Origin of the sequence: Porphyrobacter sp. SLTP (assembly GCF_009905735.1) — a bacterium.
GTDB lineage: Bacteria > Pseudomonadota > Alphaproteobacteria > Sphingomonadales > Sphingomonadaceae > Erythrobacter.
In genome coordinates, this window is sequence record NZ_JAAALE010000030.1 from 1 (window position 1) to 20,129 (window position 20,129).

General features: G+C 64.5%; 28 protein-coding genes. 12 read left to right on the top strand and 16 right to left on the bottom strand.

The genetic code is table 11. From position 1 onward, the window contains the following. Window positions 1-192 precede the first annotated feature (192 nt). Window positions 193-498, bottom strand: a complete 306-nt coding sequence (locus tag GVM20_RS15935; protein WP_166548173.1) for a hypothetical protein — start codon at window positions 496-498, stop codon at window positions 193-195. A 5-nt stretch (window positions 499-503) separates the two neighbouring features. Next, complete coding sequence (locus GVM20_RS15940; protein ID WP_234032068.1) at window positions 504-953, bottom strand: helix-turn-helix domain-containing protein; 450 nt, start codon at window positions 951-953, stop codon at window positions 504-506. A gap of 185 nt (window positions 954-1,138) precedes the next feature. On the opposite strand from GVM20_RS15940, the gene GVM20_RS15945 reads away from it, so the two are divergent. Together GVM20_RS15945 and GVM20_RS15950 are read left to right on the top strand one after the other, a co-directional pair. Further along, a complete protein-coding gene (locus GVM20_RS15945; RefSeq protein WP_166548175.1) occupies window positions 1,139-1,402 on the top strand; it encodes a hypothetical protein in 264 nt (87 codons plus the stop codon). Between the two features lie 122 nt (window positions 1,403-1,524). Further along, window positions 1,525-1,878, top strand: a complete 354-nt coding sequence (locus GVM20_RS15950) for a hypothetical protein (RefSeq protein WP_234032069.1) — start codon at window positions 1,525-1,527, stop codon at window positions 1,876-1,878. A 166-nt stretch (window positions 1,879-2,044) separates the two neighbouring features. Here GVM20_RS15950 and GVM20_RS15955 read toward each other — a convergent pair whose 3' ends face one another. Beyond that, window positions 2,045-2,497 carry a YaiI/YqxD family protein gene (locus tag GVM20_RS15955; RefSeq protein WP_166548177.1) on the bottom strand — a complete coding sequence of 151 codons (453 nt, stop codon included), beginning with the start codon at window positions 2,495-2,497 and terminating at the stop codon, window positions 2,045-2,047. A gap of 85 nt (window positions 2,498-2,582) precedes the next feature. On the opposite strand from GVM20_RS15955, the gene GVM20_RS15960 reads away from it, so the two are divergent. The 4 genes from GVM20_RS15960 to GVM20_RS15975 all read left to right on the top strand — a co-directional run bounded on the left by GVM20_RS15960 (window position 2,583) and on the right by GVM20_RS15975 (window position 4,451). Continuing rightward, complete coding sequence (locus GVM20_RS15960) at window positions 2,583-3,248, top strand: hypothetical protein (protein WP_166548178.1); 666 nt, start codon at window positions 2,583-2,585, stop codon at window positions 3,246-3,248. 251 nt (window positions 3,249-3,499) lie between these two features. Further along, on the top strand, window positions 3,500-3,709 hold the full coding sequence (locus GVM20_RS15965) for a cold-shock protein (protein ID WP_160760285.1): 210 nt from the start codon (window positions 3,500-3,502) through the stop codon (window positions 3,707-3,709). A gap of 86 nt (window positions 3,710-3,795) precedes the next feature. Continuing rightward, a complete protein-coding gene (locus GVM20_RS15970; protein ID WP_160760286.1) occupies window positions 3,796-4,008 on the top strand; it encodes a hypothetical protein in 213 nt (70 codons plus the stop codon). Between the two features lie 89 nt (window positions 4,009-4,097). Then, window positions 4,098-4,451: an HPF/RaiA family ribosome-associated protein gene (locus GVM20_RS15975; protein WP_234032070.1), complete on the top strand. Its 354-nt coding sequence runs from the start codon at window positions 4,098-4,100 to the stop codon at window positions 4,449-4,451. A 30-nt stretch (window positions 4,452-4,481) separates the two neighbouring features. Here GVM20_RS15975 and GVM20_RS15980 read toward each other — a convergent pair whose 3' ends face one another. Together GVM20_RS15980 and GVM20_RS15985 are read right to left on the bottom strand one after the other, a co-directional pair. Beyond that, a complete protein-coding gene (locus GVM20_RS15980; protein WP_166548179.1) occupies window positions 4,482-5,702 on the bottom strand; it encodes a hypothetical protein in 1,221 nt (406 codons plus the stop codon). A 74-nt stretch (window positions 5,703-5,776) separates the two neighbouring features. Further along, window positions 5,777-7,012 (bottom strand): FAD-binding domain-containing protein, encoded by a 1,236-nt coding sequence (locus GVM20_RS15985; protein ID WP_166548180.1) that lies wholly within the window; start codon window positions 7,010-7,012, stop codon window positions 5,777-5,779. A gap of 197 nt (window positions 7,013-7,209) precedes the next feature. Here GVM20_RS15985 and GVM20_RS15990 point away from each other — a divergent pair, with 197 nt between their 5' ends. The 3 genes from GVM20_RS15990 (at window position 7,210) to GVM20_RS16000 (ending at window position 8,761) form a co-directional block, all read left to right on the top strand. Next, on the top strand, window positions 7,210-7,779 hold the full coding sequence (locus tag GVM20_RS15990; RefSeq protein WP_166548181.1) for a fasciclin domain-containing protein: 570 nt from the start codon (window positions 7,210-7,212) through the stop codon (window positions 7,777-7,779). Window positions 7,780-7,888: 109 nt separating this feature from the next. After that, window positions 7,889-8,323 carry a COG3650 family protein gene (locus tag GVM20_RS15995; RefSeq protein WP_166548182.1) on the top strand — a complete coding sequence of 145 codons (435 nt, stop codon included), beginning with the start codon at window positions 7,889-7,891 and terminating at the stop codon, window positions 8,321-8,323. A 30-nt stretch (window positions 8,324-8,353) separates the two neighbouring features. Next, entirely contained in the window at window positions 8,354-8,761 is a 408-nt protein-coding gene (locus GVM20_RS16000) for a GFA family protein (RefSeq protein WP_166548183.1), read from the top strand. A gap of 7 nt (window positions 8,762-8,768) precedes the next feature. On the opposite strand, the gene GVM20_RS16005 is transcribed toward GVM20_RS16000, so the two are convergent. After that, window positions 8,769-10,247 carry a S41 family peptidase gene (locus tag GVM20_RS16005; RefSeq protein ID WP_166548184.1) on the bottom strand — a complete coding sequence of 493 codons (1,479 nt, stop codon included), beginning with the start codon at window positions 10,245-10,247 and terminating at the stop codon, window positions 8,769-8,771. A gap of 241 nt (window positions 10,248-10,488) precedes the next feature. On the opposite strand from GVM20_RS16005, the gene GVM20_RS16010 reads away from it, so the two are divergent. Then, window positions 10,489-11,076 carry a YbhB/YbcL family Raf kinase inhibitor-like protein gene (locus GVM20_RS16010; protein WP_166548185.1) on the top strand — a complete coding sequence of 196 codons (588 nt, stop codon included), beginning with the start codon at window positions 10,489-10,491 and terminating at the stop codon, window positions 11,074-11,076. Between the two features lie 31 nt (window positions 11,077-11,107). Continuing rightward, window positions 11,108-11,359, top strand: coding sequence for an SWIB/MDM2 domain-containing protein (locus GVM20_RS16015; protein ID WP_166548186.1), 252 nt, complete (start codon window positions 11,108-11,110; stop codon window positions 11,357-11,359). Window positions 11,360-11,399: 40 nt separating this feature from the next. Here the strand turns inward: GVM20_RS16015 and GVM20_RS16020 are convergent, their stop codons facing one another. Genes GVM20_RS16020 through GVM20_RS16030 form a run of 3 tightly spaced genes read right to left on the bottom strand, consistent with a single transcriptional unit; the run spans window position 11,400 to window position 12,471 of the window. Beyond that, window positions 11,400-11,633: a DUF3253 domain-containing protein gene (locus GVM20_RS16020; RefSeq protein WP_166548187.1), complete on the bottom strand. Its 234-nt coding sequence runs from the start codon at window positions 11,631-11,633 to the stop codon at window positions 11,400-11,402. Further along, the gene (locus tag GVM20_RS16025; protein ID WP_166548188.1) at window positions 11,630-12,031 is read right to left on the bottom strand and encodes a DoxX family protein; all 402 of its coding nucleotides are present in this window, start codon (window positions 12,029-12,031) and stop codon (window positions 11,630-11,632) included. Before GVM20_RS16025 ends, GVM20_RS16020 begins: the two co-directional genes overlap by 4 nt. Continuing rightward, on the bottom strand, window positions 12,028-12,471 hold the full coding sequence (locus tag GVM20_RS16030; RefSeq protein ID WP_166548189.1) for a cupin domain-containing protein: 444 nt from the start codon (window positions 12,469-12,471) through the stop codon (window positions 12,028-12,030). The genes GVM20_RS16025 and GVM20_RS16030 overlap by 4 nt, the downstream gene beginning before the upstream one ends. 64 nt (window positions 12,472-12,535) lie before the next feature. Here GVM20_RS16030 and GVM20_RS16035 point away from each other — a divergent pair, with 64 nt between their 5' ends. Then, a complete protein-coding gene (locus GVM20_RS16035; protein ID WP_166548190.1) occupies window positions 12,536-13,834 on the top strand; it encodes a dipeptidase in 1,299 nt (432 codons plus the stop codon). Here the strand turns inward: GVM20_RS16035 and GVM20_RS16040 are convergent, their stop codons facing one another. The 7 genes from GVM20_RS16040 to GVM20_RS16070 all read right to left on the bottom strand — a co-directional run. Then, complete coding sequence (locus tag GVM20_RS16040) at window positions 13,835-13,996, bottom strand: hypothetical protein (RefSeq protein WP_166548191.1); 162 nt, start codon at window positions 13,994-13,996, stop codon at window positions 13,835-13,837. Window positions 13,997-14,080: 84 nt separating this feature from the next. Further along, entirely contained in the window at window positions 14,081-14,338 is a 258-nt protein-coding gene (locus tag GVM20_RS16045) for a hypothetical protein (RefSeq protein WP_199799661.1), read from the bottom strand. 126 nt (window positions 14,339-14,464) lie between these two features. Then, window positions 14,465-15,301 carry a 2,3,4,5-tetrahydropyridine-2,6-dicarboxylate N-succinyltransferase gene (dapD, locus tag GVM20_RS16050; RefSeq protein WP_166548192.1) on the bottom strand — a complete coding sequence of 279 codons (837 nt, stop codon included), beginning with the start codon at window positions 15,299-15,301 and terminating at the stop codon, window positions 14,465-14,467. A 178-nt stretch (window positions 15,302-15,479) separates the two neighbouring features. Continuing rightward, the gene (locus GVM20_RS16055; protein WP_166548193.1) at window positions 15,480-16,550 is read right to left on the bottom strand and encodes a phosphotransferase family protein; all 1,071 of its coding nucleotides are present in this window, start codon (window positions 16,548-16,550) and stop codon (window positions 15,480-15,482) included. Then, entirely contained in the window at window positions 16,550-17,638 is a 1,089-nt protein-coding gene (locus tag GVM20_RS16060) for a Zn-dependent alcohol dehydrogenase (protein ID WP_166548194.1), read from the bottom strand. The genes GVM20_RS16055 and GVM20_RS16060 overlap by 1 nt, the downstream gene beginning before the upstream one ends. Window positions 17,639-17,755: 117 nt before the next feature. Beyond that, window positions 17,756-19,090: an acyl-CoA dehydrogenase family protein gene (locus GVM20_RS16065; RefSeq protein ID WP_166548195.1), complete on the bottom strand. Its 1,335-nt coding sequence runs from the start codon at window positions 19,088-19,090 to the stop codon at window positions 17,756-17,758. A 79-nt stretch (window positions 19,091-19,169) separates the two neighbouring features. Further along, window positions 19,170-20,129: MFS transporter (locus tag GVM20_RS16070; protein ID WP_199799663.1), on the bottom strand; the 960-nt coding region annotated here is incomplete at its 5' end.

Genomic DNA, 20,129 nt, shown 5'->3' on the forward strand with positions numbered 1-20,129 from the left:
GCGTAGCGGATGGGAGTTCGACGCCCGATCTGTAGCTCTACGAGCGCACCGCCCAGCCCCCGGCCCCTCCCCTCGGGGAGGGGCCGGGGGCTGGGCGGTGCGCTCGTAGAGCTACAGATCGGGCGTCGAACTCCCATCCGCTACGCTTTCCCCAGTGCTCTGCATAGTTGTGAAGGCAATGTTTTCAGTTATCTAAAGTTCTGAGAGGCTGTCAGAAAGTTGTGAAAACTCGAAGGGTTTAGCTGATGTTCCGGCCTCTATAGAAGGCTTCGCCCCATTCTGAGCCTCTGCTTTAGGAGCCGAGGAAAGTGCGATTACCAGTCCAGTCATTGCAGTGACAAACGCCGCGAGGCCGAACCAAAACCAGCGAATGCAAGCGGCGAGGTCAATTTTGATGTCGCTCCGCTGAATTGCCCTTTCAAACGGCGTGAGGTGGTGCTCCGCCTTTGCGGGAAGAATGACCTCTTCAGGAGGCTTGGGGGTGAGCTTGAACGACACGGGGTCTACGAGCCGAAGGTTTCCTGAGCCTGTATCGTGTAGGCAGAGGGAAGGTCGCGGACTAGCTTTTCGACAAGGCGTTCAAAGGTGAAAATGCGCAGACCATCCTCGTTGACGCTGCGCGTGAGAAGCCCTGTCCGTTCCAGCTTTTGTGTGGCGCGCTGAACAGTGCGCTTATCAATGCCCATTCTCTTCGCGATGGTGGTTGAGCGCGGATAAACTGCTCTCGTGGGATCCCACCAATGAACCAGCAGGTTTATCAATACGAGCATCTCGGTGGGCGTCAGGTCGAATTTCGACTGGAGTCTAAGCAGCGCCACAGGGACGGCCACGAAGCCTGACCCTTTGGTGACAGCTCCCTGCCATTTCTCCTTAATCGTCACGGTCGCCGTCTCCAACAGATCAGGAGCAGCGTCAGGAGTGTTCGACTCAACGGTGATGGCCATAGCGTTCATGAGACCCCAACTACGGCAATCAAACAAGGAAGGAAAGTGATCTATTTCCTTGGGTGACACCAGTGACGCTTTTTTGCCGCCGCCGCCATCGATACTGTTATAACTGCCCCTATTGGCGCGCTGGGGCCTCATCGTGTAAGCCGCTGGGAAACGCCAAATTGTCGAACCAAGGATGATGCCGCCCCATGAACTACTCGCTCCTTGAGTTCGACGACTACGAGCGAGCACCAGACGAGCCGCACAGGAAGTTCGCCACACTTGAGCAGATCGCTAGGCGAAAGATGAACGAGTTCATCGAAAAGGCCGACTCAAGCTACCTGTCTACGGAACTGCGCAACCAATACACTGCCTTGATGATTGGTATCGCGAGTGCCCTCGGCATTCCCGGTCCCCCAATCCAGAAGGTCACTTTGAAAACGAGTGGGAAGAGTACCAAGCATTCTCCCTAAAGGTTCAAAGTGCGGTGGCCAGCATTATGCTGAATAGCGACTTGGTCGCTGGACCTAGATCCGTTCGATTGGCATCTTCAACTAAGGCCAAAATTGAAGGGCAGTTGAGCATCCTGCGCAGCATGATCGAGCGTTCAGACATGCCAGCGGCGCGTAGATCGAAACTGATCGACCAGCTTGACGAGTTTGGCGCTGAACTAAATCGCTCCCGCTTAAATTACGGTGCTGTAGCGATGGTGGCTTCGGCGCTGCTTGCAGGGCTAGCTGGTGTTACATCAACGTTGGCAGACGCACCAAACGCTACCCAAACCGTGGGAACCATCCTGAAATGGATTGGGCAAGACAAAGAGGCGGAAGAGCGGGAACAAGAGCGACTTGGTCCGTCGCAACCGATGTTGCCCGCGCCCAATCAGAAAGAGGCGGCGACGCCAGTGGGTGGTTCCTACGACGATCTAGAAGATGACATTCCGTTTTGATGTGGCGCCCCATATCATCAAAAGACGTTAGTCTAGGTTGTTAGCCGAAAGAATTTGTCAGATGTCGACCATTGAGTCGCTGTTATAGTCCAGCGATATACTGGAGGGGCATTGGTAACGGCCCACCATTCCGGCATTTTTCCTGACGATTTGGGCACACCCCCCATCACCCCATCCCCACCAGCACCCGGTCCAGCGCCTGCAAGAACCGTGAGCGATCCGCCTTGCTGAACGGCGCTGGCCCACCGCCCACCCCGTCCATCCCGGCCCGCAAATCCGCCATGATTGCGCGGGTCGCGATCGCGCCGCCGATGCTGGCCGCCGTAAACTCCTCGCCGTTGTGTTTCAGCACACGGGCGCCGGCTTTCAGGCAGCGGTCGGCCAGCAATATGTCGGCGGTCACCACCACTGAGCGCGCATCCGCTGCCTCGGCAATCCAGTCGTCCGCGGCGTCAAACCCATCGCTCACCACCACGCGCTTGACCCGCGGGCTATCGGGAATGCGGAAGGGGGCGTTGCTGACCACTCGCACCTCGGCGCGGAAGCGTAGGGCGACGCGGTAGATCTCGTCCTTCACCGGGCAGGCGTCGGCGTCGATCAGAATGGTGACGGGTGACATGGCACCGGCCTAGCCGAGCAGGGCGGGCGACGTAAGGGGCGCAGGCCCTCTTTCCTACTCGGCGGCGGCGAGTCATCCTCCTGCGATGACTCAGCCCCGCACCCCCCGCTCGCCCCGCGCCGCCGCTGCCAAGCTCCGCGCTGTCCCCACTGCCGCCGCCGGTCAGACCACCGCCCGCGTCGACGGGTGGGATCTTGACCGGCAGGTGGCGTTCCTGCGGGCGCTCTCCGCCACGCACTCCGTGACCGAGGCGGCGCAGTCCGTGGGGCGATCGCGGCAATCGGCCTACCGGCTCCGCTCGCGCCTGAAGGGCGGGCCGTTCGATCTGGCCTGGGAGGTCGCCTTTCACCACTCGTTTGATGTGCTCGCCCACGCGGCGCTCGAACGGGCCTTGAACGGGGTCGAGCGGCCGGTGTTCTACCAGGGCGAGCAGGTCGGCTCCTATCGCCGCTTTGACGAAGGGCTGACCGTCGCGCTGCTGCGCAGCCAGACGCTGCGCGGCAACCCGGCCTTCGGGCGGCTGAAGCCGATGGCCGAGCGCCATGCCCGCGATTTCGAAAGCTTGCTGGCGAAGCTTCAGGCGGGCGAGGCGGTGGAGACCGGGGCGCTCTCGCCCGAAGATCCCGACGAGTTCGGCCATCGGGACAGCGCTTTCGCGCGCGATTCCTTTTGTCCGTCCGGGTGGTCGGATGAGCAATTAATGCAGGCATTACAGGAGAATGGCTGGCGCGGGGAAAGTGACGCGGTGTAACCTTCGTCAACTTCCCTACATGGCCCGCCCGCGCCGATGCGGTGGGCCGATTAGGTGAACGGGGGAAGCTGTGCTATGAGGCAATTGCTGACGTCGAAATTTGCGACGGACTTCGAAATTTGCGCTCCGCCGCTTGGCCCTCTGGCCCCCGGCGTAAACCAGACGACGACTTCCTTTCATCGGACGATACGACGCACTAACCGCTCGGCCCTTTGCCGTGCGGACTACAATGTTCTTGAAAGGAACACTCCATGAGCAAGACCGGAACCGTGAAGTTCTTCAACACCGACAAGGGCTATGGCTTCATCCAGCCCGACGATGGCTCGTCGGACAGCTTCGTCCACATCACCGCCGTGCAGGCCGCTGGCATGCACAGCCTCGAGAAGGATCAGCGTCTGAGCTTCGATCTCGAGCGCGGCCGTAACGGCAAGGAAAGCGCCGTGAACCTGGCGGCTGCCTGAGCTGAATACCCGGCGGCAGGGCGCTTCGTGCGCCCTGCCTGCCACCTCAGATTCCCGCCTACCCCCTCCCATGGCAGGAGCGCCTGATGGCCCAGACCTACGAATTCTACTGCGAACGTGCCGATGAAGCCGCTGCCCTTGCTGGCAAGGCTACGCTGGACAACGTGCGTGAGCGCGAATTGCGTTCGGAAAAGACCTGGCGCGGCCTCGCCGAGCAGGCCCGCAAGACCGCGGAAGAGCGCGTCAAGGCTGACCGCGTCCGCGCCGAAAAGCGCGCGGCTGATCATCTCCTGTCCTGAACATCTCGCCTGATTCCGCTGGAAAGCCGGATCAGCGCCCCCCATATTCTTCTTGGGCAACAGGACACTGAAGCCAAGGAGAGACAGCCATGACCACCATGCAGTTCCAGTTCAACACCGACAGTTCGGTGATGGGCACGCAGAACGTCGCCGAGCGGATCGAGGCGCAAGTGCGCAAGCGGTTGGAACGTTTTGCTGACAGGCTGACGCGGATCGAGGTCCATGTCTCGGACGTCAACGGCCGCAAGCATGGCGCGGATGACAAGCATTGCACCATCGAAGCGCGTCCGCGCGGCAGTCGCCCGATTGGCGTGACCGGCAAGGCGTCCGATGTCGACGCGGCGGCCCGGATCGCGGCGAACACGATGGCGGAACGGCTGGAACGCGTGCTCGGCAGGGCGCAGCGCCACCGCCACGATCCTTCACCCGACAAGATGATCTGACCCTGCGCCTGTGCGGGCGCAGACGAGGGGTTATCCCTCCTTGCGCCCGAACACCCGCGATCGCAGCCCACGTCCGGTCAGCCCGGGAAGTCCTGGCTGGCTGGGCGTCGGTGTCATGACCCGCACAGGTGGCGGTGGCGGCTCTGGAGCCGGAGGAGCGTCCCCTTCGCCCGCCTTGCGCACTTCAAAGCGGCCGCCGATCCCCTCGGCGAGCTTGCGCTTCTCGAACCACTCATTGGCAAGCGCCATCCGCTCGTCCTGCCCTTCCGGCATGATGTCGACCGGGAAGGCGCGGTCATCGAAGGCATTGGCGTCCGGCACGTGCTCAGGCGCGACGAAGCCGTACTCGACGTGCTTCAACGGCACGAGTTCGTAGAACGGCACATCGGCAGGCTCGGGTGAGGCATAGCCGATATTCGCGCCCGCATCATGGTGCAGGACGCGATAGGACAGGCTGCGGTCCTCGGGGCCGAAGGTGTCGCCATCGGGAATGACATAGCCGTTCGGCATGGTCGCGACCCGCAGGAAGGCGAAGATCGTTTCGAGATTGGCGGCCCAGGGCAGGACATTGGGCTGCACGATAATCTCCCGCCCCAGCCAGTGGCGCGCGCCGAACGTGCGAATGCCGACCCGCGCGCTTTCGCCCGGCGCGGCGGTCGGGCCGAACAGGTAGGGGTGTATGTGCAGCGGCCCCGGCGCGTCATTGCCCGCCGCGATCCGATCAAACAGTTCGCCGCTGAGCAGCGTGTCGGACTGCGTCCAGTGCACCGCCAGCGGCATCGCATGATCAGTCGCGATCCGGGTGATCAGCGCGAGGACGGCGAGCCGCCGCTCGAATTGCGATTGGCTCGCGCCCGAGCGCTCCCGGCCGATCGCTTCGAACATCGCCGCGATCTCCGGGTTTTCCTCAACGCCGGCCATCACGCCGTGCGACACTTCGAGCAGGATATGGCTATCGCATCGCGCGATCCGCTCGCGGATGTCGGGGGTGAGGATGCCGGTGTAGACCGATGACAGCGCGGGCTGGAACACCTGCGCATTGGCGGGGCGGTCGATATATTCGAAGGTCACCATCAGTTCTTCGGTGGCATCGAACAGGCGGTAGAACAGGCCCGGATTGTTCTCCGACAGATGGAAGCTGACGCTCGACCGCATCCCCTCGATCCGCACGAAATCGCGCATGATCGCTTCCAGATCATGGATTCTGCGGTCGAACAGCAGCGCGGCTTGGAGGCGGTTGGGATAGAGCATGGCGCGTGGAGGCCCCGGCGTGGACAAAGACCGGCAAACCCTATCCCTGCAAGGTTAATTCAGGGTTGAAGCCGCTATGCGCCGCCGGTGATCCCGCATTCGGCGAGCAAGCCATCAATCGCCTTGGCCACGCCGAAGAACCCGGCTTTGGCATGGGGCCAGGTCGCGCGGTCGAGATCGCCGAGGATGGTGACGACCCGGCCTTGTGCAGCCAGCGGCGCGATGTCGGTCATCAGCATGTCGCGCGTCCAGCCGGCGGGGAGGTAGGGGACGGCGATGTGCGGCACCCCGGCTTCGGCCAGCAGCGCCGCCAGCGGCTCGCCCGCGCGCCACTCGGTCGCGGGGCAGCCGAAGGCGGTGGCCGCGTCGGCCATGCCGCTTGCCACCGCGCCATTGGCAAAGCCCGATGCCAGCGCGCCGACTGCGCCGGGGGAGCGCGCTGCGGGACGCGCCGCGCCGATCACCAGCGCGGGCGCGGCGGGCAGGTCGAGCGGGGCGTGATGCGCCGCCTCGTCATGCAGCAGCAGCGCGAAGGGCTCGGCAAGGTCGCCTGCGCTGACGGGCGCGGGCAGATCGAGCTTTTGCCGTCCGTAGTCCTGCGGTTCTGATAGCGGTTCGGCATCCTCGGCCAGCCCATCCGCCCCCAGCGCGCCGCCGGGCCGACCGCTGGTGTAGCGCGCGATATTGTCAGCCCGCGCCAGGTAATGCTTGCCCTTGGTGTGCAGCCCCGCGACCCAACGCCACGACAGCGTGTTCGATGCCGCATCGCCATCCATCAGGTGCCGCAGGAAAAAGTCCGCACCCAGCCGCCAGTCGAGCTTCAGGGTGAAGATCCAGATGCTGGCGAACCACATGCGGGCATGGTTGTGGAGGTAGCCGGTCTCGGTCAGCTCCAGCGCCCAGACATCGAAAGCTGCGATCCTGGTGCGGCCCTCGGTCGCCTCGGCATAGGCCCTTTGCAGACCGGCATTGCGTGCCATTGCGGCCAGAGCACCATCGCGCCCCGTGCAGTAATCGTCCCAGATCGCCGGTCGCTGTTCGAGATAGCCCTTGAAGTAGATCCGCCAGAATACCTCGGCGATGAACTTCTCGGCCGCGCGCGGGCTGTGCTGGCCGAGGACCGCTTCCAGCACTTCCGGCGCGCCAAGCACCCCGGCGTGCAGCCAGGGCGACAATTCGCTGACATTGCTGCGCCCGCCGCTCACCGGGCCATCATCGGCATTGCGGGTTTCGGCGTAGCGGCGGCCGGCGGCGGGGAGGAACTGGGCGAGGCGGGCAAGGGCGGCCGCGCGGGTAGGGTTTGGGGTCATCGAGGGGGCAACCCGGTGATCCGGTCATGGTTCCGGACGAGCGGAGCCTGAACACCCCAGAGGGTGGAACATCCGCATCATCGCAGGACTCGTACATCAATCAGGCCGCGTCGCTTTGGCGCCGCGCCTGCTTGCCCCGGATCCCCTCCTGCATCCGGGCTACCCCCGGCCTTTTGGCCCCTATTGAGGAATGCCTTATGAAGATCATCAATGTCACGCTCGCTTCGGTTGCCGCGCTCGCGCTGGTCGCTTGCGCCAGCGAAACCCCCGCCGAAGATACCGCCGCCGATACGACCGCCGTGGCCGATGAAGCCACCGGTGCCGGCACGATTGTCGAAGTGGCGCAGGGCGATGACGCCTTCTCGACGCTGGTGACCGCCGTGACCGCAGCCGATCTTGGCGCAACCCTGTCGGGCGCCGGGCCGTTCACCGTGTTCGCGCCGACCAATGACGCTTTTGGCAAGCTGCCCGCCGGCACCGTCGAAAAGCTGACGACGGACGACAAGGAAACGCTGAAGTCGATCCTGACCTACCACGTCGTCCCGGGCACGATTGATGCGGCGACGCTGACCAATGCGATCACACAGGCGGGCGATGAGGGCTACTCCATCACCACCGTCCAAGGCGCGACCCTGAATGCCAAGGTCGTCGATGGCGGCGTGGTGCTGACCGATGCGGCCGGCAACACCGCCAAGGTCACTGCGACCGACGTGGCGGCGTCCAACGGCGTGATCCACGTGATCGATACCGTGCTGATGCCGAAGTAAGCTGACCGCTGACATCGCAGCCTAAAAGGGGCGGGCACCGTGCAAGCGGCGCCCGCCCTTTGCTTGTGCCCCCGGCGCGGTTAAGCTGCCGCGCGAAAGGAGCCCTACCATGCTCACCACCCATCCCCGCGCCGCGCTGTGCCTGCTGCTCACTACCGCAGCGGCCTGCACCCCTGCCGCTGACGGGATCGACCCCCAGGGCAAGACCTTCGATGCCGTCGCGCCGGAGGAAGCCGTGACCCTCACCGGGACGGAGCCGTTCTGGACCCTCGCTATCGCAGCAGGCGAGGGCGTCTGGACCACACCCGACAACCAGCCCGGCACCCGGTTTGCGGTCAAGCGCTTTGCCGGGAACAACGGGCTCGGCTTTTCCGGCGAGCTGGATGGCAAGCCGCTCACCGCCACGCTCACGCCGGGCGAGTGCAGCGACGGGATGAGCGACCGCCGCTTCCCCTACGTTGCCACTATCGCTTTGGGCGGGGAGACATTCGAAGGCTGCGGCTATACCACCAGCCAGCCATTCACCGGCGACGAAGCGCCATAAGGGCGCACGGATAGGGGGGAGAGACACGCCATGACCATAACCGGAGGCTGCCTGTGCGGCGCGGTGCGCTACACCTGCGAAAGCGATCCGCTGCTCTGCGTGACCTGCCATTGCAAAAACTGCCAGCGGCAGGCGGGCAGCGCGCTATCAGTGATCATTGGCGTGCCGGAGACAGCCGTGCAGTTCGAAGGCGAGCTCACCACCTATAACGACACCGGCGACAGCGGCGCGACCGTCCGGCGGCAGTTCTGCGGCACTTGCGGATCGCCCGTGTTTACCCGGGTCGATACCCCGCCCGGCATGATGTTCATCAAGGCTGGGACGCTGGACGATACCAGTATCCTCAACCCCGCTTTCCACTGCTACACCAAGAGCAAGCAGGACTGGGTCGATCTGGGCGAAATCCCCAGCTTCGAAACCGTACCCCAAGGGCTCTAGGCTGGTATCAGTATAGCCCCGGCAATTCGCGCTGCGCGGCATTGGGCCGTTGCGGCTGGAGCATCTCGCGCTCGGGCAGACCCAAGCCCTGACGCGCGCTCTGCCCCTGTTGCAGCCCGCTGGTCGTGGCGCTGGACGTGATCGGGGTGCAGGACCGCCCGCCGAGGAAATCGAGCGCAGCCGCGATCGAGGCCTCACGCGGGTCACCCAAGGGGCGGGTGATATCGTCCCCCGCGCGGCAAGTGTTGGGCATCACGCTGGCAAGGCCGCTGTAATACTCGCCCTGATTATTGGCGTTGACCGTCTGGAAAGTCACCGCCCGCACCCGGAGGTCGCAGGCCGCCAGATCAAACCCGAACTGACCGACCGGCTTGCCGAAGGAATTGGACCCCACCAGCGCCGAATTGTTGCCGAGATAGGGGATCAGCGAATTGGCGACGATCTCGCTCGCCGAAGCGCTCGCCCCGGTGGTGATGATCGCAATCCGGGTGGGCGCGATGGCGTTGGCCTCTGTGCGGAAGGTGCGGGTTTCGTTTTCGGCAGCCTTGGAGGGGCGCAACACGGTGCGGCTCCACACCTGCCCGACCCGGCCGCCCCCCATCAGATCGCCCATGGTGTCCGCCACATTGACCAACCCGCCGCCATTGTAGCGGAAGTCGAGGATCAGCTCGGTCACGCCCTGTGCAGCGAACTGGCCGTAAGCGGCCCGCAGCTGGTTGGATGCGTCAGCGATGATGAAGGTGCGCAGGTTGAGATAGCCAACCTTTTTGCCCCCGTCGTTCAGGATCACCGCGCCATAACGGTTCGACACGGGATCGAGCGCAAAGTCGGTCTTGGTAATGCTGCGCTCGATCACTGCGCCATCGGGCTGGGTGAAGCGCAGCACGCGGGTGGTGCCCTGCGTTGACGGGCCAAGCGCATTGGCAACATTTTGCGCGCCGCCGCTGGCGAAGAGGCTGGAGACGCTTTGCAGCGTGGCGCTGCTGGTGCCGATCGCGGTGATTTCGGAGCCCCGGTCAAGCCCGGCGGCAAGTCCGCTGGCGCCTTCATAGGCTTCGACCACGAACAGGCGGCGATTGGCCGTGTCATAGGACAGGCGGATACCGAAGCCCGCCGAGGAGCCGGAATTGATCAGCGCGTTCTCCTCGGCAATCGAGGTTGCGAAGGTGAAGAACCGGTCACGGTTCTGTGCGCGGGCCGGGGCCACGCGGGCGTCGAGATAATCGTCGAGATTGTTGAACGAGGCCGGGTTGGCGTTCGCGAGCAGATCGGGGAAAAGGTACCATTCGTTGAGCACCTGATCGGCAAAGTCCTGCTGCGCGCGCAGGCCGCAGGCCGATGGCGTGGGCGTGGGGGAAGGGGAGGGAGTGGGCGTGCCGCCGCCCCCGCCGCCGGTCGCAGGTGGGGGGGATGATCCACCGCCGCCGCCGCAGGCGACCAGGCTGACGGAAAGCAAAAGGCTAAGAGCGGTGCGACCGAACGTCATAAGGCTTTGCAACTCCACAAGGAAATTCGGATCGAGGGGGTGGGCCCGACGCGCGAAGGATGCATTGGCGCGGCTTTGAGAGCAAGAACCACGGGCGCAAAAAAGCGTCAACTTGGGAAAAACCGTGACCTTTTTGCCTGCATTCGCACGGTTTTCCTCAGAAACCGGCAAAAACTGGCTTGCGAAGTCTCGTATCGCGCATCCGAACGGACTAGCACGGGGGCAAGGAACTGACAGAATCATGACGGAATTTCCCGCCTGGCTTGCACCACATGTGCCCGCATCCGCGCGTCATCCCGGCCTCGCCATCGCGAAGCTGGGTTCGGCGCAGGCTTTCGCGCGCGGTGGGTTTGCGCTCACCAGCCCCGCGTTCAACGCGGGGGAGCCGCTTGATCCGAGCTTCACCGCGACCGAAGAAGACGCTGTCGCCCCGCCGCTTGAATGGAGCGCGCCGCCGCCGGGTTCGCAGGAACTGGTGCTGGTGGTCGAAGAAGCCTCAACCACCAATGCGGAACCGGCCTGCCACTGGCTGGTCTGGGGGCTGAAAGGCCAGCGAGGCAAGCTGCTCGAAGGCGAAACCCCGCCGCGCACGGGCAAGAACGCCGTCGGCAATTCCGAATGGCTGCTGCCCGATCCGCCCGAAGGCGAGACGCGCCAATACCTGTTTCAACTGTTCGCGACCGACCTGCCGCTGGTGCTGATGCCCGGCGCAGGACGAGCGGAACTGCTTGCATCGCTGCAAGGGACGATTACGGCCTGCGCAGTGCTCCATGCCACCTTTACCGGCGGCGGGGACGATGATGCAGGCTGGGAAGATGATGATATCTGATTAACCTGCCACTTACATAAGGGAGTAGATGATGGCTGGATCGACCAATGCACTGCAGAAGCCGGTGACGCTTTCGGGTGATCTCGAAGCGGTGATCGGCAAGGGCCCGATGACCCGCGCCCAGGTGACCTCGAAGGTGTGGGAATACATCAAGGCCAATGGCCTGCAGGACACCACCGACAAGCGTCAGATCAATCCGGACGCCAAGCTCGGCGCCGTGATCGGCAAGGACCAGATCTCGATGTTCAAGATGACCGCAGCGGTCTCGAAGCATCTGAGCTAAGCGGCGCGGCGCCCTTGCGGCGTCTTGCCTCTGGCACACATCAGCGGCGCGCGATCCGATAGGGTCCGCGCCGCTTTTGTATGGCAGCGCCCTTCCATGAGAGGGTGATTGCGCCCGCCTCGGCCAACTGGTCGGTGGCGGTGTGGATAGCGTCCATCTCGGCGCGCCAGTCTCCCTGCGGCCCGGCCAGGCGGCGCGCGGCTTCGCTCGGACAGATGGTCGCGCCTTCGGCCCGCTCGGCGAGCAGGGTGAGGATCGCGTCTTCAGGCGTCATCCGGCCCGCTTTGAACGCAGCGGCAGGCATTCCCCCACCCATAGCGCGAGCCAGATGATCACCGGCTGCGCGAACATCCGCGGGACGTGATAGCTAAGGCCGAGCCCGCCATCGGCGCGCGCCATGTCCATCGCGAAGTGGTTGATGTTGGCCGGCCACACGCACAGCGCATAGAGCGCCAGTCCCCATCCCGCCGCCTGCCGCAGCTTGCGCGAGAACGGCTGCACCAACCCGATCGCGCCGAGGATTTCGGCCACGCCGGTCAGCAGCACCACGGCCAAAGGTGCGGGCACCCAAGCCGGGGTGATGGTGAGGAACGGCGCGGGATTGATGAGGTGGATCACGCCCGCAAAGGCGTAGAATACCGCTAGCAGCCAGCGCAGGACGACGCGGATCAAGCGCCCGGCTCCCAGCCCGGTGCGGCCAGCGTGAACCCGGCAAAGTCGAACCCCGGCACCACCACACACGAGACGAGACTATAACCGAAGCGCGGCTCGCCGAAAGAGCACGCCGCCTGCCACTCACCCGGTGCAACCACGCCCTGCAAGTGCTGGCCTGCGCCAACATCGCTGCCGAGAATCACCGAACGCACCGGCCCTGCATCATCGGCGGCGAGGCGCAGTTCGAGCGGATCGCCTGCCTGCCACAGCCACAGCTCAGCCGCGTCGACCGTGTGCCAGTGCGACGCCTCGCCAGCGCACAGCAGGAAGATGATCGCGGTGCCGCTGGCGCGTCCGTCCGGCCTCGGCTCGCCGCGCCACGTTTCGCGATACCACCCCCCTTCGGGGTGAGCGGTCAGGCCCAATTGTTCGATCAGTCCCGCCGCGCTATCACTCATGCCGATGTCCTTGCCTGCCCCCATCCCCGGTGGTGCAGGCGCTCTAGCTTCGGGAGCCTACCCCATGCAACTTTTCGCGCCTTCTCGCCTCGCCCTTGCGGCTGCGCTCCTGCTGGCCAGCCCGCTGGCCGCGCAAAAGGTCAGCGAGGAACAGGCAGTGGCCACCGCCACCGCTGCGCTGGAGGCCGCGCCGGTGTTCGACGGACACAATGACGCCCCCGGTCAGCTGCGTTCGCGCGAGAACAACCAGATCAACGCTTTCGATTTCACCGACACCATGGACGAGCATGATCACGTGGGCGGTGATGACGGGGCGATGCACACCGATCTCAACCGGCTGAAGAAGGGCAAGGTGGGCGCGCAGTTCTGGTCGGTCTATGTCCCGCACAACGCCAACGAGGCCGCCGCGGTGCAGCAGACGATCGAGCAGATCGACGTCACCAAACGCCTCATCGCCCGCAACCCCGATACCATGCGCTATGCCCTGACCGCCGATGAGGTCGAAACCGCGATGCGCGATGGCAAGATCGCCTCCCTGCTGGGGATGGAGGGCGGCTATTCGATCGGATCGAACCTTGGCGTGCTGCGGCAGTTCCACGCGATGGGCGCGCGCTACATGACGCTGACGCACAATTCCAACATCCCCTGGGCGGATTCGGCGACCGATGCGCCCAAGCATGACGGGCTGACCGATTTCGGCAAGGATGTGGTGCGCGAGATGAACCGGCTGGGGATGCTGGTCGATCTCAGCCACGTCAGCGAAGCGACCATGATGGACGCGCTTGATGTCGCCACCGCCCCGGTGATCTTCAGCCACTCGGGTGCCCGGGCGGTGACGGCGCACCCGCGCAACGTCCCCGATAGTGTGCTGAAGCGCCTCCCAGCCAACGGCGGGGTGGTGATGGTGGTCGCCCTGCCGCGCTTCATCAACGAAAAGGTGCGCCAGTGGGATGCCCGGCGCGCGGGCGTGATCGCCCAGGCGCGGGTCGAGCACCTTGGCAATCCCGATGCGGCGGCCAATGCCGTGGCCGCATGGGTCGCCGCCAATCCCGAACCCAAGAGCGTGATCGGCGATGTCGCCGACCATATCGACCATATCCGCGCGGTGGCGGGCGTGGAGCATATCGGCATCGGCGGCGATTATGACGGCATGCCGATCGGGCCGGTGGGGATGGAGGATGTCAGCGGCTACCCCGCGCTGTTCACCGAACTCGCGCGGCGCGGCTATTCTCAGGCGGAGCTGGAAATGATCGCCAGCCGCAACGCCTTGCGCGTGATGCGCGCCGCCGAAGCCTATGCGGCGCAGGTGGCGAGCGAGCCGCCGATCGAAACCCTGATCAACCCGCCCGCCAAACCGGAATGATCAATGCGATATGCGGGCGAGGGCGGGGATGATCCAGACCAGACTCATCGCGATCACCGCAAAGGCAAGGCTGAAGCCCAGCACATAGCGCAGGCCGGTATTGCTGACGGCACCGCGTGCGGCTTCGTCGTTGATGCGGATGCCTTCATTTGGATCGGCCATCGTTGCTCTCCCCGTTCTTGATTGACGCTACGGAAACATCTTCCGTAACGTCAATCAAGTCAAGCGGAGGCAAATGGTTCCCGGTCAGTCCGCGTTGGGGTTGACCGGATCATTGTTGGTGGCCGCATTCTGGATTTGTTCGCCCTCGGCTTCGATCCGCCCGGTGGCGGTACCCTGGCTCTCGACATTGTCCTGCGTCAGCGCGCCGGTCACCCAGATCACCGTCAGGGCAACGATCGCCAGGGCGAGGCTGATGAGCAGCACCCAGCGCACCACGCCTTCATTGCTGCCGCCCTTGGCATCGGTTTCGTCAATCCGGTTGTCGCGGTCGTGCTGCGGCATGGGGTATCTCCTGCATGATGTGTAGGAGAGCACTACCGCATGGGACGCCCGATTGTTTCATCGCCGCCGGGTCGCATGATCAAGAAAAGCGGCGGCAGGGCGGGACGCAATGCCCGCCCACCGCGATCAGTCGCGCAGCAATTCGTTGATCCCGGTCTTGGAGCGGGTCTGCGCGTCCACGGTCTTGACGATCACCGCGCAGTAGAGGCTCGGGCCCATCGTGCCATCGGGCAGGGGCTTGCCCGGCATCGAACCGGGGACGACCACCGCATAGGGCGGGACGCTGCCCATGTGGACTTCGCCGGTCGCGCGGTCGACGATCTTGGTTGACGCGCCGAGATAGACGCCCATCGACAGCACCGCGCCTTCGCCCACCCGGACGCCTTCGGCCACTTCGGCGCGGGCACCGATGAAGGCGTTGTCTCCGATGATCACCGGTTCGGCCTGAAGCGGTTCAAGCACGCCGCCGATCCCGGCCCCGCCCGATATGTGAACGTTGGCACCGATCTGCGCGCAGGAGCCGACGGTGGCCCAGGTGTCGATCATCGTGTTCTCGCCAACGTAAGCGCCGATGTTGACGAAGCTCGGCATCAGCACGACGCCCTTGGAGATATGCGCGCCGCGCCGCACCACCGCGCCGGGCACCACGCGGAAGCCCGCCTCACGGAAGCGCTTTTCACCCCAACCGGCGAACTTCAATGGCACCTTGTCGAACGCCGCTTCGCCCGCTGCGCCGCCTTCCATCACCCGGTTGTCGTTGAGCCGGAAGCTGAGCAGCACCGCTTTCTTGAGCCACTGGTTGACCTGCCAGCCGCCATTGCCATCGGGCTGAGCCACGCGCGCTTCGCCGCTATCCAGCAGAGCCAGCGCATCGGCGACCGCATGGCGCACTTCATGGCCGGGGGCGATGTCAGCGCGGTTTTCCCATGCGGCTTCGATGGCGGCGATCAGGTCAGCACTCATTGAGGTTCTCCACGAACACCCCAACCCCGTTCGCCCTGAGCTTGTCGAAGGGCTGTCCTTCACCGGGAAGTCAGCACGGTGTCGCAAGTAAAAAGCGGTCCTTCGACAAGCTCAGGACGAACGGAGACAGGCAAGAAATCCGCGGCGGCTTAGCCGTCACCGGAGAACTCGGCAAGCGTTACGCTGGCATTCCGGCGGCGCGGGCGAACTCGTAAGCGCGCTCGGCCAGCGGCCGCACGCGCTCGCTCATCGCCTGCGCGTGAGCGGAGGACGCAGTGCCGTCGATCACGCGCTTCTTGATGCCCTGCATGATCCCGGCGAGGCGGAACAGGTTATAGGCGAAATACCAGTCCATCGGCGGCACAGGGAAGCCGGTGCGCGCGACGTAACGCTCCACCGCTTCTTCCTGCGAAGGAATGCCAAGCGCTTCGATATCCAACCCCAGCAGGCCCGCGCGGCCATCGGCGGGGTTGTGCCAGTTGAGCATCAGATAGCTGAAGTCGGCGATCGGATCGCCCAGCGTCGACAGCTCCCAATCGAGCACCGCGATGATGCGCGGCTCGGTCTTGTGGAAGATCACATTGTCGAGCCGGTAGTCGCCATGCACCACGGATGATCCATGCTGCGGCGGGATGGTTTGCGGCAGCCATTCGATCAGCCGCTCCATTTCCGGCATGAGCTCGGTTTCGGACAGCTTGTACTGCTTGGTCCAGCGGGCGATCTGGCGCGCGCAGTAATCGGTCGGCTTGCCATAGTCGCCCATGCCGATCTTGTCCGGCTGGTTGAGGTGCAGATCGGCCATCGTGTCGATCAGCGCGTGGTAGAGCGCGCGGCGTTCGGCAGGCTCCATTCCGGGCAGCGCGCCGTTCCACAGCGAGCGGCCATCGGCCATGCTCATCACGAAGAACTTCGATCCGATCACCTCGGGGTCTTCGCACAGGCCATAGGTGCGCGGCACCGGGAAGCCGGTGGGGTAGAGCCCGGTCATCGCCGCATATTCGCGGTCAACCGCGTGGGCGCTGGGGAGCAGCTTGCCGAAGGGCTGGCGGCGCAGCACGTAAGACGCGCCCGGCGTGTCGATCCGGTAGGTCGGGTTCGACTGGCCGCCCTTGAACTTGGTGTAGCTGATCGGCCCTTCGAAGCCTTCGACATGGGCTTCAAACCAAGCGGTCAGCGCGGCAAGATCGAGCTGGTCCTTCTCGGTCACCGCGACCGTGCCGACCATTTCTGTGTCGTAATCGATGTCCATCAGTCAAACACCACCACCGTGCGCGCGGAGTGCCCGGCGCGCATGGTATTGAAGCCTTCGTTCACCTGATCGAGCGAGATGCGCTCGGCGATGATCGTGTCGAGATCGAGCAACCCGCGCAGGTAGAAATCAACAAGCCGCGGCAGATCGACCGGGAAGTGGTTCATCCCCATCAGCGCGCCCATCAGCTTCTTCCCGCCGAGCAGGTCGAAGGCCGACAGGCCGACCTTGCAGTCCAAAGGCATCATGCCGAGGATCACAGCTGTCCCGCCGCGCTTGAGGCTGGCAACGGCAAGGTCAGCGGAGGCCTGACGGCCCACCGCCTCGATCCCCCAATCGACCCCGCCGCCGCTGATCGCGATGATCTGCTTGGCGGCGTCTTCGGCAAGCGCATCAACGGTGTGCGTGGCGCCGAGCACCTTCGCCAGTTCGCGCTTTTCCGGCAGCGGATCGGCGGCGATGATCTTGCTCGCGCCCGCAATCTTGGCCGCGTTGATCACCGCAAGGCCAACCCCGCCGCAGCCGACCACCAGCACGGTTTCGCCCGGCGTGACCTTGCAGGCGTTGAAGATCGTCCCCGCGCCCGTCGTCACCGCGCAGCCGAGCAGGGCGGCACGGTCGAACGGCATATCCTTGTCGATGGCGACGCAGGCGTGTTCGTGGATCAACATCTGCTCGGAGAGGGCCGAGAGATTGAGCATTTGGTTGACCGGCGACCCATCGGCAAAGGCGATGCGCGAGGAATCGCCCTTGGCGCGGCGCGTGTCTCCGCCCAGGCACAGCGCCATGCGGCCCGTGACGCAGAATTCGCAGTGGCCACAGAAAGCCGAGAGGCAGGAGACCACGTGGTCGCCTGGCTTCACGGTGCGCACTTCGGAGCCGACCGCGCGGACGATCCCCGCGGCCTCATGTCCCGGAATGGCGGGCAGGGCGTGGGGGTAGTGCCCGTCGATGAAGTGCAGGTCCGAATGGCACAGCCCGCACGCCTTGGTGTCGATCAACACCTCGTGCGGGCCGGGCGCGGCATAGGTCACTTCGGCGATTTTGAGCCCCTCGCCGGGTGCTTCAAGAATGGCGGCTTTTGCCACGAGCAAACTCCGTTCGCCCTGAGCCTGTCGAAGGGCCGTTCTTCCTTCGGGCTCAGGTTCAAAAAGTAAAACGGTGCTTCGACAGGCTCAGCACGAACGGCAGTTTGAGTCGTGAGGTCAGCGCGCCACGCCCATGTCGCCCGAGCTGAAGCTCTGCGGTTCGACCGCGCGGCCGTGGTCGCCGCGCAGGGCGTTGGCGGTGGGGCCGGGACGCGGAGCGTGCTTGGCGAACTCCATGTGCGCGATCGAGCGGGCGTGAACTTCGTCCGGCCCGTCGGCGAGGCGCAGGGTGCGCTGGTTGGCGTAGCTGCGGGCCAGACCGTAATCGTCCGACACGCCGCCGCCGCCATGGGCCTGGATCGCATCGTCGATGATCCGCAGCGCCATATTCGGGGCCTGCACCTTGATCATGGCGATTTCCTGCTTGGCCGCCTTGTTGCCGACCTTGTCCATCATGTCCGCCGCCTTGAGGCAGAGCAGACGGGTCATGTCGATATCGATGCGGGCACGCGCCACGCGCTCTTCCCAGACCGAGTGCTTGTAGACCGGCTTGCCGAAAGCTTCGCGTTCCTGAAGGCGGCGGCACATCTTCTCCAGCGCCTCTTCCGCGGCACCGATGGTGCGCATGCAGTGGTGGATGCGGCCCGGCCCGAGGCGCCCTTGCGCGATCTCGAACCCGCGCCCTTCGCCGAGCAGGATGTTCTCCGCCGGAACGCGGACGTTGACCATCTCGACTTCCATGTGGCCGTGCGGCGCATCGTCATAGCCGAACACCGGCAGGTGGCGCAGGATGTTCACGCCGGGAGTGTCGATCGGCATCAGGATCTGCGACTGCTGCGAGTGGCGCTGCGCATCCGGGTTGGTCTTGCCCATCAGGATCGCGATCTTGCAACGCGGATCGCCGAGGCCCGAAGACCACCATTTGCGCCCGTTGATGATGTAGTGATCGCCGTCCCGCTCGATCCGGGTTTCGATGTTGGTCGCATCGGACGAAGCCGTGTTCGGCTCGGTCATCAGGAAGGCCGAACGGATCTCGCCGTTCATCAGCGGGCGCAGCCAGGCTTCCTTCTGATCGCGGGTGCCATAGCGGTGGAACACCTCCATGTTGCCCGTGTCAGGCGCGGAGCAGTTGAACACTTCCGAAGCCCAGCCAATGCGGCCCATTTCCTCGGCGCACATGGCATATTCGAGGTTGGTGAGGCCGGGGCCTTCAAATTCGAAGGTGTCATCGACATGGTGGTGGCTGTCATTGCGCGGGGGCATGAACAGGTTCCAGATGCCGGCTTCCTTGGCCTTGGCCTTGGTTTCCTCGACGATGGGAAGCACCTTCCAGCGCTCGCCTTCGTGCTCCTGCTGGTCATAGACCGCCATGTTCGGGCGGACATGCGCCTCGATGAAATCGCGCACGCGATTGCGCCAGTAAAGCTGGCGTTCGGTGGGTTCGAAATCCATGGGGTAGTTCCTCTCTCGTCCAATTAGAAAACCGAATCTGGCATTGACCGTGGCAGAGCCTTGTCCGCCCGCCAAGCTCTCATTTGTGCGGCAGAGCCCCTGTGACATGGGCACGCTCACCCGATATCCGCGCGGCGATGCGGGCTTCGTGATCGGCGCGGGTGATCGGGAAACGGGCCAGCCAGAACGCCGCGATCAATGCCAGCACGGCGGTCACCAACAGGTAGGCCAGTGCAAGATTGGCGACCACATCGGGGGCGACGGCAGCCTGCGCGGTGCCGGGTTCAAGACCGATGGTTTCGACGATCAGGCTGGTGAGCAGAATGCCCCCGCCGGTCGCCGACTTCTGGATCAGCCAGTTGCCTGCATAGAAGGTGCCTTCCGCGCGTTTGCCGGTGCGTTCCTCGAAGGCCTCGACAATCTCGGCCACCATCGACGTTGCCGAGATGATCGACACAACCCCCGCCGTATTGGCGGTCACCATGAAGGCCATGAACAAGCTGGTCGAAAGCGCTCCGCCGGTCTCTGGCCACAATCCGATGAGGTAGAGGACATAGGGCGTCCCCGCGATGGCGAGCGCGGCCACAGCGCCGCCCGCCCCGCTCAGCGGTTTGCCAAAGCGGCGGTGCAGCGGGCCGACCAGAAGGAACATCGCCACCACCGACAGGCCCAGCGCCAGCGGGTAGAGCTTGAACGCCAGCTCGCTGAATTGCCACACATAGCGGATCACATAGAGCGTGATCGAGAGTGTCACGCCCTGACTGATATAGGCCGCCAAGGCGCCGTAAGCGAAGATCACGAAGGCGCGCTCGCGGAAGGCGTCGAAGATGTCGGCAAACGCCAGCCGCAGCGAAAACGGTGGGGGGGCCGTGTCGGGCAGGCGCGCGACATAGGGGTGCTGTCCGGCGGCCGATCCGATCACCGAGACCAGCATCACCACCGCGCCGACCATGCCGAACACCGCATAGCCATCGGGCTGCAATTGCGATTCCGGCGTGGGCAGGAACACAGTGAAGGCCAGCACCGACATCGTCAGCCC